The sequence below is a fragment of the Flavihumibacter stibioxidans genome (genome assembly GCF_014332695.1).
Taxonomy (GTDB): domain Bacteria; phylum Bacteroidota; class Bacteroidia; order Chitinophagales; family Chitinophagaceae; genus Flavihumibacter; species Flavihumibacter stibioxidans.
This window is the reverse complement of sequence record NZ_MBUA01000001.1, coordinates 434,737-450,674: the sequence shown is the minus strand read 5'-3', so window position 1 is coordinate 450,674 and position 15,938 is coordinate 434,737. Positions and strand designations below refer to the sequence as shown.

Below are 15,938 nucleotides of genomic sequence, written 5' to 3'. Positions count from 1 at the left end.
CTTGTCACTTCACCTCACCAAAAGACGCCTGCATCCTTTGCATCAGGTCGCTGTTGATCATTTTTGCCGACAGTTTCAGCATATTTTTGAAAGACCTGGAATGTGAAATACCATGCCCGATGATTACCGGCTTGTTGATGCCAAGTACCGGCGTGCCGCCATAGTTCTCAAAATTGAACCGGTCGAAATATTCGTGTTCGATGGTTTTGCGGTGGGTGATCTCGTAGAGGGATTCGGCGAGTTTGAGGATGATATTTCCGGTGAAACCTTCACAAACCATTACATCTGCCTTGTCAACCAGTACATCACGGCCCTCGACATTGCCAATGAAATTAATCTGGTCATTATCCTTCAGCAGGGGATAGGTGGCCTGGGCCAGGATATTACCTTTTCCTTCCTCTTCGCCAATATTGATCAGTCCAACGCGGGGATTGTCAATACCCAGGATATGCTGGGCATAAAGGGAGCCAAGCAGGGCAAACTGGTTCAGGTTTTCCGGTTTACAGTCGGCGTTCAGGCCAACATCCAGTAACAGGCCGGTTTTGCCATCTTCCTTGGGAATGATGGTAGAGATGGTGGGGCGCAATACCCCTTCGATCGATTTCAGGCTGTACAGGGCGCCTACCAGCATGGCACCGGTATTACCCGCACTGATAAAGGCATCGACCATGCCTTTTGCGAGATAGTAAAAACCAACGGCGATGGATGACTGCTGTTTTTCTTTCAGCGCTTTGGTTGGATGCTCGTGCATTCCGATAACCTGGGGCGCATGAACCACTGTGACAGCTTCGGCTGGAATGGAATATTCCTGAAGCAGGGGATTGATCTGCTCTTCATCACCGAACAAAAAAATATTTGCCGGAGAATCAGTTTCAGACAGGTATAACTGAAGTCCCTTCACCGCTTCAAGCGGCGCAAAGTCTCCACCCATCATGTCCAGACCGATTTTCATCTCCGGCAAACTATAAAATTGAGTACAGGTTAATTACTTCTTGATGGGCGATTTTTCAGCCACCAGTTTTCCCTTGTAGAACAATTTCCCTTCGCTCACGTGAGCACGGTGACGTACGTGCAGTTCACCAGTTGTGCTGTCAGTACTCAGGGTAGCTGCTGCGGCCTTGTAGTGAGTCCTTCTCTTGGCACTACGCTGCTGGGAATGTCTGCGTTTCGGATTTGGCATCTTTCAACAGTTTAATATATATTCAAAATCAATTATCCAGGTCCTTAAATTTCTCGAGCCCTTTCCAAAGAGGATTGCTCGCTTCCTTTTTCTCTGCTTCCGTTCTCTCTTCTCCCGCTTTCAGTTTTTTCAGCAATTCCAGTCCTTTAATATTACAATAAGGATGGTTGCCTGCTTCCTCTTCCGCACACATTTTCTGCATGGGAAGACTCAGTAAAATGAATTCATAGATCCAATCGGCTACGTGCAGGTGACTTTCTCCTCTTGATATATAATGTACATCAGGGTCTTCTTCCTGCTCGTTCATCTCTTCGGGATTCTCCACCAGTTTTACCACGATGTTGAATTCATCCCAAAGATTCCAGGGAAGAGAAGTGCTGCCACAACGGTCACAGGTCACTTCCGCTTTCCCGCCGATTTCAAACTTCAGCAGCATAAATCCATTCTTTTTATCCAGCGACAGTTTTACCTGTGCCGAACAATTCTGGAAATCTGACTGCTGTCGCTCTTCAAAGAACCGGTCGTTTACGGCGTACTCAAACTCATGAATGCCGGGCTTCAATCCCACAAATGCAATATCAAATTCCCGTCTGCTGCTCATGAGTACCTTTTTAAAAGGTTGGCAAAGGTAGTAAAATTTTAATCAATAAAAGGGATTTTTTTGTTCAATTCCCTTAATTTCGTCGGCGAATCCAAAATTACATCATTCACAGGCATGAACCTTATAGTTAACATATTTGGTGCCTTTCTGGCCTTTCTCCGGTCTGCCTGTGCGAACGTTCCCTGACAAGATAAGTTTGGGATTGGTGCTTTGCAGACTGCGGCCGGGTTCCCTGCATCCGGATTACTGATTTTGTTATGGCTACGCCATGCAACAGTCATATTGGCTACAGATCACTTCTCCTCCCTCATGCTTCACTTATTACTGAATTACATCTATTTACATATTAAACTTCAAAAAATGAAGAACGTTGCTGTTATCGGACTTGGCAAGGTAGGTTCCCTCGTGGGTACCCTGCTGAGCGACCTGTTTACCGTTACCGGATTTGACCAGAAACAACCGGCCACCGAAGTTCCTTTTAAAGTTGAAACCGGTTCCGTAAAAGACGCTGCCCAGCTGGAAGCCTTTTTATCGTCCCAGGACGCAGTAGTTTCCTGCCTTCCCTATAACCTGAACCTGCCTGTTGCCCAGGCCGCCCATAAACTGGGTATTCATTATTTTGACCTTACAGAAGACGTTCCCACTACCACCGCTATACGTGAAATGGCCAAAACATCCAAGGGAGTAATGGCACCGCAGTGCGGACTGGCACCGGGTTTCATCGGTATCGTGGGGGCTGATCTCTACAACCGTTTTACCAAATTGCGCGACGTGGAACTGCGCGTGGGGGCACTTCCCCGATACCCGAACGGACTGATGGGATATTCCTTCACCTGGTCTCCGGCCGGTGTGATCAACGAATACATCAATGATTCCGAAGTGATCCACAATGGTGAACGCAAAATGGTTCCCTCCCTGGAAGGAATCGAAATGATCAATATCGAAGGCCAGGAATTTGAAGCTTTCAGCACCAGCGGCGGTCTCGGTACCATGTGCGAAACCCTGGCCGGCAAAGTAGACACCCTGAACTACAAGACCATGCGTTATCCGGGTCATGCCAAACTGATGCGCTTCCTCCTGTATGAACTGATCCTGAAAGAAAAGCGCGAACTGGTGGAACAAATTCTTACCGAAGCAAAACCACCCGTGCGGGAAGATGTTGTATATGTATATGCTGTTGTGGAAGGCTGGAAGGGCGACCAACTGGCACGTGAAGAGTTCTACCACGCTTACCATCCGATCACGATCCATGGAAAGGAATGGCGCGCGATCAGCTGGACTACCGCTGCTTCCGTTGCCGCCGTGGTTGAAATGGTTGCCAATGGCACCCTGGCGAATAAAGGTTTCATCAAGCAGGAAGAAATTTCCTATGATGCTTTCATCAAAACAAAGAACGGCAGCCTGTATGCCAGCCAGCATTGATAAATCGTTTAAATTCCTGAAACATGACTACAGATCTGAATGGACTGAAAATCGTGCTGGGCGGACTGATGCGTCGTTACCGGGATAGGGTTCCGGATGTGCAGCTGGTTATTGATGCCATGCTCCGTGAAGGGCTGATCAACGATGGGTCCGACATTGAAAATGACCATATCGCTTTCAGGACAATGGGTGTTCCGAACCTGGGCATCCAGTCACTGGAAAAGATTTTCCTTCATTTCGGTTACGAGCGCCGGGAACATTATTTCTTCGCGCAGAAAAAACTGGATGCCAACTGGTATGCACCGCCTTCACCTGAATTTCCGCGCATCTTCATCAGTGAATTGCGCGTGAAGGACCTGAGTGAAGCAGCACAGGCCATCATCCGGTCTTATACGGATGAAGTAACAAGTGACCCGGTGGATTCACTCGACCTGGATAATGCGGAAGCGGTAGATATATTCCTTCACAGCGGATTGTGGCGGACGCCTACCTGGAGCGACTTTGAACGCCTTGGAACAGAAAGTGAGTACGCTGCCTGGGTGATCTATAACCGCTATTACCTGAATCATTTTACCGTCAGCGTGCACAACCTGAAGGAAGGATATGATACCATTGCGGATTTCAATGCTTTCCTTGAGCGCAACGGTTTTAAACTGAATGATGCCGGTGGTAAGATTAAAACCAGTCCCGATGGAAAATTGTCCCAGTCATCCACAGTTGCCCGCATGGTAACAGCGCAATTTTCCGACGGGTTGGAGAAGGAAATCGCAGGTTCCTATGTGGAGTTTGCCGAGCGCAAAGTGCTGGAGCCATTTGGCCACCTGCCCAAATCCGCCATCCTCCGCGAACACCGTCGCGAAGGCTTCGAAGCGGGAAATGCAGATAAGATTTTCGAGAGCACGTATAGCTCCCAAACGGGAAAGGCGTCTGACGTTGATATCCGGTGAATTCAGTAATGCTAAACGTCAGACACCGGAATTCCGGGAAAGGCGTCTGACGTTGATATCCGGTGAATTCAGTAATACTAAACGTCAGACACCTGTGTTCCGGGAAAGGCGTCTGACGTTGGCATCCGGTGAATTCAGTAATGCTAAACGTCAGACGCCTTAAAGTACAAACTCGCTACCAATAGCCACACACACCAGGGGAATGGCCAAAAACCATTCCCCTTATTCTTGCCACCAGCCTGCGACTTTTACGTTTCAACCGCAAATCTGACAGTTCATCCCAAATAAGTTTATCAAGTCCCGATTATCGGCTATTTTGACACAAAGGCCGGATTATGCTGAATGGTATGGCGTTCTTACGCTATTCAAAAAAGGAAAGATGGATCGCTCTCTTACTATTGCCACCCTTTTCGATGGTGACCAATTTCCTGATCTTCGGAAGGAAGTATTTTATTTCTTTACCTGCTTTCCTGATAGCCACCGTGGTTACGCTGGCAATTATATTCCTTGTTTATGTTACCTGCGGCATGATCGCCACCATGCTGTATAATAAATACCCACGCTACAGCCAGACCTTCCGGCGTATACTGATCGGCTTGCTTCTTTTCATCCTGGTGATGATTGCCGGAATCAGCATCCTTTTCTGGGGCTATGATTATACCGGATTCCTTGGGTATGCCATCAATACCCGGACTTATTTTACGGCCCTGGTGATGGGGGTGGGATTTAATTTACTGGCCACCAGTTTTAATGAAGGGGCGGCATTTTATGAAAAATGGCGGAGTATGGTGGATGAGGCTGAACAGTTGAAAAAGGAAAACCTCCAGAGCCAGTTGGAAGGACTCAAGGGACAGGTAAACCCGCATTTCCTCTTTAACAGTCTGAATTCCCTGTCGAGCCTGATCAGTGAAGATCCCGCCAAGGCTGAGAAGTTTCTGGATGAGATGAGTAAAGTGTACCGATACCTGTTAAGGACCAACGAAGACGGCCTCACAACCCTTGATACGGAGCTTCAGTTCATTCACTCTTATTTCCACCTGCTGAAAACCCGCTATGGTGACGGGCTGGAACTGGAAATCAGGGCCGATGACCCTAACCTGAATTATTTGCTGCCCCCCCTTACGCTGCAGATGCTGGTGGAAAATGCGGTCAAACACAATATGATCCTGCGGGATAGTCCTCTTAAAATCATGATCCTCACCACCAACAGTCACCGGCTGGTAGTGAGCAATAACCTGCAACGAAAAGACAGGCTGGTGTATTCTACCAAAGTTGGACTCAATAATATCATCAACAAATACCGGTTGATGAAACAGGAAGAAATCATGATAAGGGATGATGGTAAGGAGTTCGCGGTGGTGGTGCCCCTGATCCAGCCTTGATATATTAACAATTCATTCGCTGATTTCAGCAAATGATACCAGGCAGGTTTGCGGAAGGGCTCCATTTGATTTAATTTACACGCAATAGTTTTATCATGAAAGTGCTCATCATAGAAGACGAAGACCTTGCAGTAAGGAAATTGCAGAAAACCTTGCAAAGCGTTGATTCCGGTGCAGAGGTAGTGGGTATTACCGATAGCATCCGGTCATCGGTGAAATGGCTGCAGGATAACCAGGCACCGGACCTGATCCTCATGGACATTGAACTGGCCGATGGCCAGAGTTTTGAGATCTTCGACAAAGTGGAGGTGAACAGTACCGTTATATTTACCACTTCCTATGATGAATATGCATTAAAGGCGTTCAAGGTAAACAGTGTGGATTATCTCCTGAAACCAGTGCAGAAAGAAGACCTGGAAGCGGCTCTCGAAAAATTCAAAAAGATGAAACAGCTGCTGGGTTCGGTTGAGGGACAGGGTAACCTCAATGTCGACAGCCTGGTGAAGGAATTGCAGCAAAGATTGCAGCCAAAGGAATTCAGGAAAAGATTCCTGGTGAAACAGGGCCAGAAACTGGTGAGCGTTGAAGTGGATGATATCGCCTATTTCTACAGCGATGGCAGGGTGAATTTTTTCAAAACTTCCGACAACAGGAAATTCATTGTTGATTATACCATGGATGAACTGGAATCGATGCTGGACCCCGACAGGTATTTCCGCATCAGCCGTTCCTTTTATGTATCCATTGAAAGCGTTGAACAGATTCATGATTATTTCGGGAACCGATTATTGCTGAACCTGCAGCCGGCTGTTGACAAGGAAGCAATAGTGAGCCGGGAGAAAGTAAGTGATTTCAAGAAGTGGATGGGCAAGTGATGGAGGCATGAGCGGTAAGTCAGCGGAGTCCCATTTCGAGGCGGATCAGGGTGCCGGTGTTTTTTTCTGATAGTATTTCTATCTGGGCGCCAATGGCTTCGGCCCTTCTTTTCATATCATTAATACCCCTGCCAAGTGCCACGGTTCCAGTATCGAATCCTTTCCCGTCATCCTGTATCAGCAGCAGCAGTTTATTTTTCCTGAGCCTCAGCTGTACATTGATAATCTTTGCCTCCGAGTGTTTTACAGAATTGGAAATGCCTTCCTTGAAGATGCACAACAGTTCATAGCGGTGTTCCATATCCGATTCTTTTTCCATAATGGAAGGGTCGGCATCAATAGAAATATCAATATCGTGGATGGATTCCTGCTCCGTGATATACTGTTTCATCCGTTCCAGTGTTTTATTCAACTGGTCATTCTGGGGGTTGATGCTCCAGACCATATCATACATTGCCTGGGTCATGCGGTTACTGGTTTCACTGATCTGGTGGATATAATCCCTTGTGCGCATGGTGTCTGATTCCAGTTTTGTTTTAGCCAGTTCACTGGAAATATTAATGCTGCTGAGCGAATTGGTGAGATCCTCTGTAAGGCTGCCTGCAATGCGCCTGCGGATGCTTTCAGTTGCCCTGATTTTCTGCATCCTTAGCCGGTCAAGCCAATACAGGAAGCCAACTGCCAGGAATACCATCATGGCCAGGAACCAGTAGGATTGCCAGTAAGGGGGGCGTACCCGGATGCCCAGGCTGGTTTTACTTTCCGTTTCGCGCCCATCCCCATTTACACTTTTCATTCTGAAAGTATAATTGCGGTAAGGCAGATAGTTGTAGATGGCTTTGCCTGAAACTGATTTTACCCAGTCCTTGTCGAGCCCATCCAGCATGTGATAAATGGTCAGCTGGTTGTGATTGAGGTATTGCAGGGAAGAATAATCAATGACAATGGAATTATTCTGTGCGGTCAGTTCCAGACTTCCCTGCTTAACAACCGAATCAACAGGCAAAGGTTTGTCCATAACATGAATGCCCGTAATGGTGATGTCAGGAGGATTGGCAGATTGTACGAGCTGTGCGGGATCGAATACCAGGAAGTTATGGTTGGAAGCAAATGCAAGTCTGCCCCTGCTCAGACTGAATGCACCACCGGTGGTCAGGTTATCATAAAGGATGCCATCCCGCCTGTCAAAAAGTGTAAAGGAATTTTGCTCAAAGTTCCACCTGCATAAACCATTCTGAAGACCCAGCCAGAGGTGCCCCTGCGGGTCCTTGCGGACAAAATAGGCTGTATTGGAGGGGAGACCGTCATCCAGTGAAACAGTGCGGGAACTCTTATTTCGGGTATTCAATACCGTTATAGAATTGGCGGCAATGATCAGCAGGCTGTCATTGTACCGGATCAGATCGGTAGGGGAGTCGTTGCTGAGTTTCCAGCCTTTTTTTCCGCTGCTGGTAATTTGTTCAATTAGGTTCCCCGTTTTATGGTCAATATGATACAATCCATTTCCCAATGTAGCTACCCAGATGCTGCCATCAGTATCAGTATAAAGCCGGTGGACCAGTCCGGGTTGCGCCACTATTTCATAACCTGTAGTATAATCCCTTCCGGCTGAACTGTAATTCCATTTCACCAGCCGCCCGCCCTGGGTGCCGAACCAGAGATTGCCTTCCCCGTCTTCTGTGATCTGTCGGATCGTCCGGTTATCAAAAACGGGCAGACGGCCGTTCATGAATTTCCCGGTCAAAGGATCATACACTTTCAGGAAGCCTCCCTGCTCGCCGATAAATATGAGACCGGTCCTGCTATGCTGGTGAAGGTACCAGATAGTCATTTTGTCCTTCACTGCATCCAATGGTGCCGGAACCGGAAGGGGATGAAAGTTTTCATCATAGCAATACAGTCCCCTGCCCCAGGTGCCCACCCATATCTGCCTGTTTGATAACTGTATAATGCTGTTTACCGGGGCGTCAATAGGTTTGGTCATTGCGGGGCGAAGCAGATAATACGCGTTGAATGCCTGTGATTCCGGATTAAAGACAAACAATCCATCGGAGGTGGAGACCCAGAGATTTTTCTGACGATCTTCAAAGATGTTGTTTGCCTGATCGAACTGCATTTGTACATTCTGTGCTGCCGGTTGGGACAGAATAGACAATTGTTGTTTAATGGTGTCGAGGGAGGCAATGAATGGGAGCCCATACACCCAAACCTGACCATTTGATTGCTGGAACTGTCCTTTTATTTCGTTGTATGTTTTGGGTATATAATCTTCAATGATATGCCTGGTCGTTCTTCCTGTTCTTCCGTCAAACCAGTACAAAACCGGGTGACCGCTTTCCGGTGGCCAGGTATTGCAACTGAAGCTCCTGCTGTTCTTTACCGGCATAATACCACCTACATTCCGTTCATTGCTGAATGCATCAATAATGGGATCCCTTGACATATTGTGCTGCCGGTAACTCAATTGCCGGGTGGATGGATCATACTTAGCCAGACCGGAATCGGCACCGATCCAATAACAGTTTTTTTCCCGGTCCGGTACAATTTCAAGTGTGTTCCAACCCTTTGGTATCAGGATATTTTCAACTGGTTTGAAAACCATCTGCGATTCATTCAATTCGTACACTCCATGCGCCACTATCAGCAGGAAAATTTTCCCATTCCAGTCCTCAAGGATTTTTGAAGGGAAAAACATGTTGGCTTTTTTCACCCGCAAATCAACATCTATGGGATGGTATATAAATTTATCCGTATCAAAAATTCCAACCGAATTGTCTTCGTTGATGATCCATATCCGCCCTTTCCTGTCTGCAAAAACGGCGGCTACATTATTGGCGGGAATGGAACGGGGGGCTTTTCGGCTATGCCTGAATGTTAAAAAATCCTTTCCGTCGAATCGTTGCAGTCCGTTAACAGTGGCAATCCAGATGAAACCTTTTTTGTCCTGGCAGGCATTGTACACATTGTTGGAAGCAAGTCCGTTCTTGCTGTTGTAATGGGTAAATGAAAACTGCCTTGCCTGCTGTGCCTGCAGGAGGTTGCCTGTTAATACCAGCAGCCAACAGCTTATCAGTAATCTTGTCAAATCAATATTGGGGTGTAATTCAAATATAAATAACTGTCCGGCTATTAGACAGATGCAGTACCCGCTTTAATCAGATATGCCGATGAATTGTATAAAAAGCTGTATCAATTGTATCCGGGGAAACACCTATACAATTGAATACGTGTTTTTAACCGTTCATCTATGAACTGCTGGTTCTTCCCTGCTTACCGCAGTAATATTGCTACCGCATTTTAAACCTTATCAATTGAAGCAATGAATAATAATTATTCAAGGAAGATCCTGTTCGCCAATGTGCCGGGTGACGGGCATTTCAACCCGCTCACGGGGTTGGCAGTTCACCTGAAGTCCCAGGGATATGATGTAAGATGGTATAGTTCTTCCTATTATGCCAACAAGATCAGTAAACTTGGGATTCAGCATTATCCCTTTCAACGTGCAATGGAACTGAATACCGAAAATTTCACTGAAATATTTCCGGAGCGTCAGCGAATAAAGAGCAAGATCGGCAAGCTGAATTTTGATATGGAGCATCTCTTTATTAAGAGGGGTGAGGAATATTATTTCGATCTGCTTGATATCCACGAACAATTTCCCTTTGACCTCCTGGTTGCCGATTGTTTCTTTTTTGGGAATCCATTTGTTGCGGAAAAAATGAAGATTCCGGTGTTGGCTGTGGGAGTGGTGCCATTGATTGAAAATTCCAGGGACCTGGCACCGGTCGGGTTGGCATTACATCCTGCCAAAACGATCGCGGGGAAATTGGTGCATGCCGGCTTGCGCTGGGTGGCAGATAAGATAATGTTCAGGAAGTCGATCAGGATTTTACACGAGGTACTGGACAGGCATTGTATACCGCATAATGGCGAGAATATTTTTGACCTGGCGATAAAGAAATCAACCTTATTACTGCAAAGTGGTTCACCTGGATTTGAGTATGACAGAACTGATCTCAGCGAAAATATCCGGTATATCGGTCCGCTGTTTCCATATGAAGGGAAACAGAAAGCTAAACCATGGTTTGATGAGCGCCTGAATAAATATGAAAGGGTGATTCTGGTAACCCAGGGCACTGTTGAAAAGGATTCGGGAAAATTGCTGATACCGACCCTGGAGGCATTCAAAAACAGCAATTACCTGGTTGTGGTAACCACCGGCGGGGCAGGAACGGCAGAACTGCGCTGGCGTTTTAATCAGCCAAATTTCATCATTGAGGACAGGATACCTTTTTCGGAGGTGATGCCATACGCGGATGTTTACATCACCAACGGAGGATACGGAGGTGTTTTGCTGGCCATTGAAAACCAGTTACCCATGGTTGTTGCCGGTATCCATGAAGGCAAAAACGAAATCAACGCAAGGATCGGCTATTTCAGGCTGGGCATTAACCTGCGAACGGAAAAGCCGAATCCGGATCAATTGAAAAAGGCCGTGCAGCAGGTTTTTGCTGACGGTTCCTATCGCAGGAATGTTCAGCAACTTTCAATGGAGTTCAGGCAATACAATCCCCTTACAATGGCAGAAGGCTATATAAATGAACTGATGATCATGGCCAGCCGAAAACCTTTTGTGGTGGCCGACTCCCCCGTCTATTAAGTTTTTTTTCAAATATCCCGAAAGGGGCAAATTAAATCAATCGTTATGAAAAGAATGTTCAAATTAGCAGTGCTCGCAGGAGCAGTTTTAAGCATGGCATCATGTGATAAAAATGATGACCAGCAGGTTGCAGGAATTTTTAAGGGACCCGAATCTGCCTTTCATGATGGGAAAGCATTTTCCTGGGTCCAGATTTCAAACCAGGGCAAACCCGAAAAACTGGGAATCACCATTGACAAAGCTGCATGGGAAAGTTTACCTGTGGGCGGAGACGGAAGTCATGATCATGCGAACAGTGTAACACTTAAACTGCATGAAAAGGCGCTGGCTACAACTGTCTTCAAACATATTGGTCTTGACTGGAACCCGGCAGGACATGAACCAGCCAATGTGTATACACTGCCCCATTTTGATTTTCATTATTACCTGATGAATGAGCCCGACAGGCTGGCCATCCCGCCATACGAAGTGAATCCGGCCGGCTTCGATGCAAAACCGGCTGCTGAGTTTTTCCCCGTTAATTATTTTGACCCGGGCGGTGGTGTGCCTCAAATGGGCAAACACTGGCTGGATGCGACTTCTCCCGAATTGGGCGGAGCAACTTTTACGCAGACATTCATATATGGTTCATATAACGGTAAGGTAAATTTTATGGAGCCAATGGTTACCAGGCAGTTCATTGAAAGCCAGCCTGCCTATGAAAGGGCTATTCCCCAGCCGGCTAAATTCCAGGAATCCGGTTATTATCCGACGAAAATGCGAATCAGGCATACCGCTCATGCAACGGAAGTAACCCTGGAAGACTTCATCTACAGGCAAAAAGCAAACTAATAAACTTTCCATGATGCGCAGGTTCAATATATTCCAAACATCACATAGTGCACTCAGGTCACTATTGCTGGATACAAGCCTGCAAATCCAGTTTACAGATTTCAGTTGTGCGCAGCAGGTACAGGGCACTTTCGACCAGGTAATGGAGTTGGTGCTCGCCTGCCAGCGGCAGGCTGAAGAAGAATGCCGGTACATTGTTCCGGCCATTCTGGTGTTCAATAAAGAAGTAAATGCTGGTTTCGCATCAGTTGAGGAAGGTTTCCGTTCGCCCGCAATGCGTTTGTTGCGCAGGATGGACCTGTTTGAAAAAGAAGCCGGTTCCAGGCGGGCCATAAGGTTTGCACCCGGTTTGCTGATGAATGGTTTCAGGCGGTTTGCGGAGTATGTCATTGCAGGTATGCAGGCGCAGGAAGATCAATTGAATCCTTTGCTGTGGGCCTATTATTCCGACGACGCATTAAGACGTTTACAACTGCAGGTTGAAGGAAGGCAAACCATGTCCGAATGGCTTTCCAGCAGTGAATGGATGATGAAGGATATGTCTGATGAGGAGATCGCAAAATGGCTCCTGTCAGTGAGGGGCACCCTTCCGGTACCGGTGTATGAATTACTGGTGGAACGAATATCTGCTAAAATTCCCCTGCTTCGCTGGAGCAATGTTCAGAATGGTCTGCAAAACAAGCTGATGGTTGCCTGAAAATTGTTTAGGGCTGCCTGATAAAAACAACATGGCAGCAATTGAAAAAAGCCCCGGTTAAGGGGCTTTCAGATACAATAAGACAAATGGATTACTTATAAAACACCAGGTGCTTTTGGTGCCGGTACTACGTTGTTAACCGGCTTGGTTGATTTCAGGAAAGCGAACATGGCCTTCATGTCTTCATCATTCAATTTGGCAAAATTGAACCAGGGCATCGGCGGCAACAAAGGCCTGCTGTTGTCAAGTCCCTTGTATTTACCTTCCCTCATTGCCTTGAAAAATTGTTCTTCTGTCCAGTTACCAATGCCGGTGGAATCAGAACTGATATTGGCTGCATAGGAAGTGCCCCAGGGACCAACTGCCATGGTCAGTTCCGGGCCCATCAATACCCATCCTTTTTTCATAGCTTCTTCCACAACCTGCATGGCAGGCCTGGTGGAAAGGTGGCCGGCGAAACGGTTTTCCATATCAGGAGCAGGCCCCTGTGGTCCGAATTTTTTCGGTGTATGACAATCATCGCACCCGATGGTATTCACCAGGTACTCACCTCTTTTGATCATATCTTCTTTGGATGGTACAGCAGCGGTTTCAACGGTGGTTTTTTCATTGGCAGGTGCTTCCTTGCACGCTACCAGGGCAATTGCCATTACCACGGTCAATCCGGCTGCTGTCAGCATGATTTTTTTCATAATGTTCCTTGCTGTTTTTTAGGTTGACTTATAAGGTTTAATTCAGGCGCAAGTTAGGTAAGCTCCCAGGTGCTGCATATGCTTTTAGGATGAATTGTGTTTTTTCAGGGATGAAGGCGGTTTTTTCTGGTGTGAGCTTACTCATATTTTATCCTGACTGCACTCAGTTGACCTGTTCACAGGATGCGTTAAATTGTGAAAAACAGGGAAATGGAAAACTTTATCCTTCCTTTCAGGCAGATCAGTCGCACGGATTTGGGGAAAGTTGGCGGTAAAAACGCTTCACTTGGTGAAATGATTCGCAGCCTTACGAATGTCAATATTCGAATTCCGGATGGATTTGCAACCACGGCAGCGGCTTTCAGGTATTTTTTGTCAACTAACGGTCTTGAAGAACCGATTTCTGCCCTGCTGGAAAAACTGGAAAGACCATCTTATTCCAACCTGGTGGAAACAGGTGCCGCCATCAGGGAATTGTTTCATAGTGCCAAAATGCCGCGAGACCTGGCCGACCAGATTCGTTCAGCCTACAGTGAACTGGTTGGGGAAGGTGCAAGGGAAGTGGCGGTCCGTAGTAGTGCAACGGCGGAAGACCTGCCCGAAGCGAGTTTCGCCGGGCAGCATGAATCCTACCTTCATATCAGCGGCGAAAATGCGGTGGTTGAAGCCGTGCAAAACTGCTTTGCATCTATGTACACAGACCGTGCGATCAAATACCGCGAGTACAATTCCTTTCCGCATTCACAGGTGGCCCTTAGTGCCGGAGTACAAAAAATGGTTCACGCCGATCTTGCCTCTTCAGGTGTTGCCTTTACTCTGGAACCTGAATCAGGTTTCCGCGACCTGATTCACCTGAGCGGTGTATGGGGACTTGGTGAAAACATTGTGCAGGGTATAGTCAACCCCGATGAATTTCTCCTCTTTAAACCCACGCTTCGGCAGGGGAAGAATGCTATTCTGCAAAGAAGAATGGGTGATAAGGAATGGATGATGGTGTATGAAAAAAACGCCGAAGGGGTAACATCCACCACTAACCGAAAAACGCCATCAGACCTGCGGAGGAAATTTGTACTGACCAATGAGGAGATCAATGAGCTGGGTAATTGGTGCCTGAATATTGAGGACCTTTATGGCAGGCCAATGGATATCGAATGGGCCAAAGATGGCAATGACGGGCTGTTGTATATCCTGCAGGCAAGGCCAGAAACTGTCCAGAGCAGGAAAAATAATGCCCTGATCACCGAGTACACTATTGGAAAAAAAGGAACCAGGCTGGGTTCCGGCCAGGCGGTGGGATCAGCAGTGGCTACCGGTAAGGTCAGGCTGCTGGATAGTCCCGCTCAGTCGGATAAGCTGGCTGCCGGGGAAATTCTGGTCACTAACCTCACCAGCCCCGACTGGGACCCGATCCTTAAAAAGGCAGCAGCCATAATAACCAATAAAGGTGGCCGTACCAGTCACGCGTCTATTGTTGCACGTGAGTTGGGTGTGCCTGCGGTAGTCGGATGCGGAAATATTACCGATGCATTGAAAGACGGGCAGGAAATAACAGTGTCATGTTGTGAGGGTAAGACCGGGTTTATATATGATGGTATTCTGCCGGTCAGTGCAAAAGAGATAGATTGTTCCACATTCAGTCTGCCGGAAAGAACAGAGGTTATGCTGATCGTTGGTGACCCTGAAAAGGCATTTTCCCTTTCTTTTTATCCGAATAATGGGGTGGGATTGATGCGCATGGAATTTATCATTACCCACTCGGTGAAGATTCACCCGATGGCACTCCTCCAGTTTGATAAAGTAAAGGATGAAACGGTGAAACAGGTAATCACCAACCTGACCTGCGGATATACCGATAAGCCGGCCTATTTTATTGATAAGCTGGCAGAGGGAATTGCCACCATTGCTGCAGCATTTTACCCCAGGCCGGTGATCCTGCGAATGAGTGATTTCAAGACCAACGAATATGCCGGACTGCTGGGCGGAACAGCTTTTGAACCACTGGAAGAGAACCCCATGCTGGGATTCAGGGGGGCTTCGAGATATTACCACCCCATGTACCGCGACGGATTCAGGCTGGAATGCCTGGCGGTAAAAAAAGTACGGGAAGAGATGGGCCTGATCAATACCAAAGTGATGATTCCGTTCTGCCGCACGGTTGAGGAAGGCAAAAAGGTTCTGCAGGTAATGAAAGAAGATGGCCTCGACAGGCAGGCGGATCCCAGCCTTGAAATATATATGATGGCCGAGATCCCGAGTAATGTCCTGATGGCAGAATCCTTTGCTGAACTCTTTGATGGCTTTTCAATTGGTTCCAATGATCTAACGCAGCTAACCCTTGGCATAGACCGCGATTCGGCTATCATCAGCGACCTGTTCAGTGAACTCAATCCTGCTCCGATGGCGATGATCGCTGATATGATCCGCAGGGGCCGGAAGGCCGGCCGGCCGGTGGGTCTCTGCGGGCAGGCCCCAAGTGATTACCCCGAGTTTGCACAATTCCTTGTGGAAGAGGGCATTTCCAGCATTTCATTCAACCCCGATGCCGTTCTGAAGGGGATTGAAAACATCCTTGCTGCGGAAAAACTTCACCCGTCGGGTGCGACCCGACGGGTGGCACCCGACGGGTGAAAGCAACGGGTGACATTTCCCGG

At 47.4% G+C, this 15,938-nt stretch carries 13 protein-coding genes; 8 read left to right on the top strand and 5 right to left on the bottom strand.

Annotation, left to right across the window (positions count from 1 at the left end; all coding sequences use genetic code 11):
• Positions 1 to 4: 4 nt before the first annotated feature.
• The 3 genes from plsX to BC349_RS01875 are packed head-to-tail and all read right to left on the bottom strand — an operon-like array spanning position 5 to position 1,781.
• Positions 5 to 952, bottom strand: a complete 948-nt coding sequence (gene plsX, locus BC349_RS01885; protein ID WP_187255939.1) for a phosphate acyltransferase PlsX — start codon at positions 950 to 952, stop codon at positions 5 to 7.
• A 33-nt stretch (positions 953 to 985) separates the two neighbouring features.
• Positions 986 to 1,180, bottom strand: coding sequence for a 50S ribosomal protein L32 (rpmF, locus tag BC349_RS01880; RefSeq protein ID WP_039132760.1), 195 nt, complete (start codon positions 1,178 to 1,180; stop codon positions 986 to 988).
• Positions 1,181 to 1,208: 28 nt separating this feature from the next.
• Positions 1,209 to 1,781 carry a YceD family protein gene (locus BC349_RS01875; protein ID WP_187255057.1) on the bottom strand — a complete coding sequence of 191 codons (573 nt, stop codon included), beginning with the start codon at positions 1,779 to 1,781 and terminating at the stop codon, positions 1,209 to 1,211.
• 360 nt (positions 1,782 to 2,141) lie between these two features.
• Between BC349_RS01875 and BC349_RS01870 the strand changes: the two genes are divergently transcribed.
• The 4 genes from BC349_RS01870 to BC349_RS01855 all read left to right on the top strand — a co-directional run bounded on the left by BC349_RS01870 (position 2,142) and on the right by BC349_RS01855 (position 6,407).
• Positions 2,142 to 3,203 carry a saccharopine dehydrogenase family protein gene (locus tag BC349_RS01870; protein WP_187255056.1) on the top strand — a complete coding sequence of 354 codons (1,062 nt, stop codon included), beginning with the start codon at positions 2,142 to 2,144 and terminating at the stop codon, positions 3,201 to 3,203.
• A gap of 23 nt (positions 3,204 to 3,226) precedes the next feature.
• Positions 3,227 to 4,150, top strand: coding sequence for a DUF1338 domain-containing protein (locus BC349_RS01865; protein ID WP_187255055.1), 924 nt, complete (start codon positions 3,227 to 3,229; stop codon positions 4,148 to 4,150).
• Positions 4,151 to 4,497: 347 nt separating this feature from the next.
• Positions 4,498 to 5,532 carry a sensor histidine kinase gene (locus tag BC349_RS01860; protein WP_187255054.1) on the top strand — a complete coding sequence of 345 codons (1,035 nt, stop codon included), beginning with the start codon at positions 4,498 to 4,500 and terminating at the stop codon, positions 5,530 to 5,532.
• 95 nt (positions 5,533 to 5,627) lie between these two features.
• On the top strand, positions 5,628 to 6,407 hold the full coding sequence (locus BC349_RS01855; protein ID WP_187255053.1) for a LytR/AlgR family response regulator transcription factor: 780 nt from the start codon (positions 5,628 to 5,630) through the stop codon (positions 6,405 to 6,407).
• Between the two features lie 19 nt (positions 6,408 to 6,426).
• On the opposite strand, the gene BC349_RS01850 is transcribed toward BC349_RS01855, so the two are convergent.
• Entirely contained in the window at positions 6,427 to 9,492 is a 3,066-nt protein-coding gene (locus tag BC349_RS01850) for a ligand-binding sensor domain-containing protein (protein WP_187255052.1), read from the bottom strand.
• A gap of 234 nt (positions 9,493 to 9,726) precedes the next feature.
• Between BC349_RS01850 and BC349_RS01845 the strand changes: the two genes are divergently transcribed.
• The 3 genes from BC349_RS01845 to BC349_RS01835 are packed head-to-tail and all read left to right on the top strand — an operon-like array spanning position 9,727 to position 12,595.
• A complete protein-coding gene (locus BC349_RS01845; protein WP_187255051.1) occupies positions 9,727 to 11,067 on the top strand; it encodes a glycosyltransferase in 1,341 nt (446 codons plus the stop codon).
• 45 nt (positions 11,068 to 11,112) lie between these two features.
• A complete protein-coding gene (locus BC349_RS01840; protein ID WP_187255050.1) occupies positions 11,113 to 11,898 on the top strand; it encodes a DUF5602 domain-containing protein in 786 nt (261 codons plus the stop codon).
• A gap of 10 nt (positions 11,899 to 11,908) precedes the next feature.
• A complete protein-coding gene (locus tag BC349_RS01835) occupies positions 11,909 to 12,595 on the top strand; it encodes a hemerythrin domain-containing protein (RefSeq protein WP_187255049.1) in 687 nt (228 codons plus the stop codon).
• Between the two features lie 95 nt (positions 12,596 to 12,690).
• On the opposite strand, the gene BC349_RS01830 is transcribed toward BC349_RS01835, so the two are convergent.
• Positions 12,691 to 13,287, bottom strand: coding sequence for a c-type cytochrome (locus tag BC349_RS01830; protein WP_187255048.1), 597 nt, complete (start codon positions 13,285 to 13,287; stop codon positions 12,691 to 12,693).
• A 210-nt stretch (positions 13,288 to 13,497) separates the two neighbouring features.
• Here BC349_RS01830 and ppsA point away from each other — a divergent pair, with 210 nt between their 5' ends.
• Complete coding sequence (gene ppsA, locus BC349_RS01825; RefSeq protein WP_187255047.1) at positions 13,498 to 15,915, top strand: phosphoenolpyruvate synthase; 2,418 nt, start codon at positions 13,498 to 13,500, stop codon at positions 15,913 to 15,915.
• Positions 15,916 to 15,938 lie beyond the last annotated feature (23 nt).

What these genes read in the sequence shown, in the direction of transcription:
- plsX (WP_187255939.1), bottom strand. Translation starts at nt 952, where the DNA reads ATGAAAATCGGTCTGGACATGATGGGTGGAGACTTTGCGCCGCTTGAA.
- rpmF (WP_039132760.1), bottom strand. Translation starts at nt 1,180, where the DNA reads ATGCCAAATCCGAAACGCAGACATTCCCAGCAGCGTAGTGCCAAGAGA.
- BC349_RS01875 (WP_187255057.1), bottom strand. Translation starts at nt 1,781, where the DNA reads ATGAGCAGCAGACGGGAATTTGATATTGCATTTGTGGGATTGAAGCCC.
- BC349_RS01870 (WP_187255056.1), top strand. Translation starts at nt 2,142, where the DNA reads ATGAAGAACGTTGCTGTTATCGGACTTGGCAAGGTAGGTTCCCTCGTG.
- BC349_RS01865 (WP_187255055.1), top strand. Translation starts at nt 3,227, where the DNA reads ATGACTACAGATCTGAATGGACTGAAAATCGTGCTGGGCGGACTGATG.
- BC349_RS01860 (WP_187255054.1), top strand. Translation starts at nt 4,498, where the DNA reads ATGGCGTTCTTACGCTATTCAAAAAAGGAAAGATGGATCGCTCTCTTA.
- BC349_RS01855 (WP_187255053.1), top strand. Translation starts at nt 5,628, where the DNA reads ATGAAAGTGCTCATCATAGAAGACGAAGACCTTGCAGTAAGGAAATTG.
- BC349_RS01845 (WP_187255051.1), top strand. Translation starts at nt 9,727, where the DNA reads ATGAATAATAATTATTCAAGGAAGATCCTGTTCGCCAATGTGCCGGGT.
- BC349_RS01840 (WP_187255050.1), top strand. Translation starts at nt 11,113, where the DNA reads ATGAAAAGAATGTTCAAATTAGCAGTGCTCGCAGGAGCAGTTTTAAGC.
- BC349_RS01835 (WP_187255049.1), top strand. Translation starts at nt 11,909, where the DNA reads ATGATGCGCAGGTTCAATATATTCCAAACATCACATAGTGCACTCAGG.
- BC349_RS01830 (WP_187255048.1), bottom strand. Translation starts at nt 13,287, where the DNA reads ATGAAAAAAATCATGCTGACAGCAGCCGGATTGACCGTGGTAATGGCA.
- ppsA (WP_187255047.1), top strand. Translation starts at nt 13,498, where the DNA reads ATGGAAAACTTTATCCTTCCTTTCAGGCAGATCAGTCGCACGGATTTG.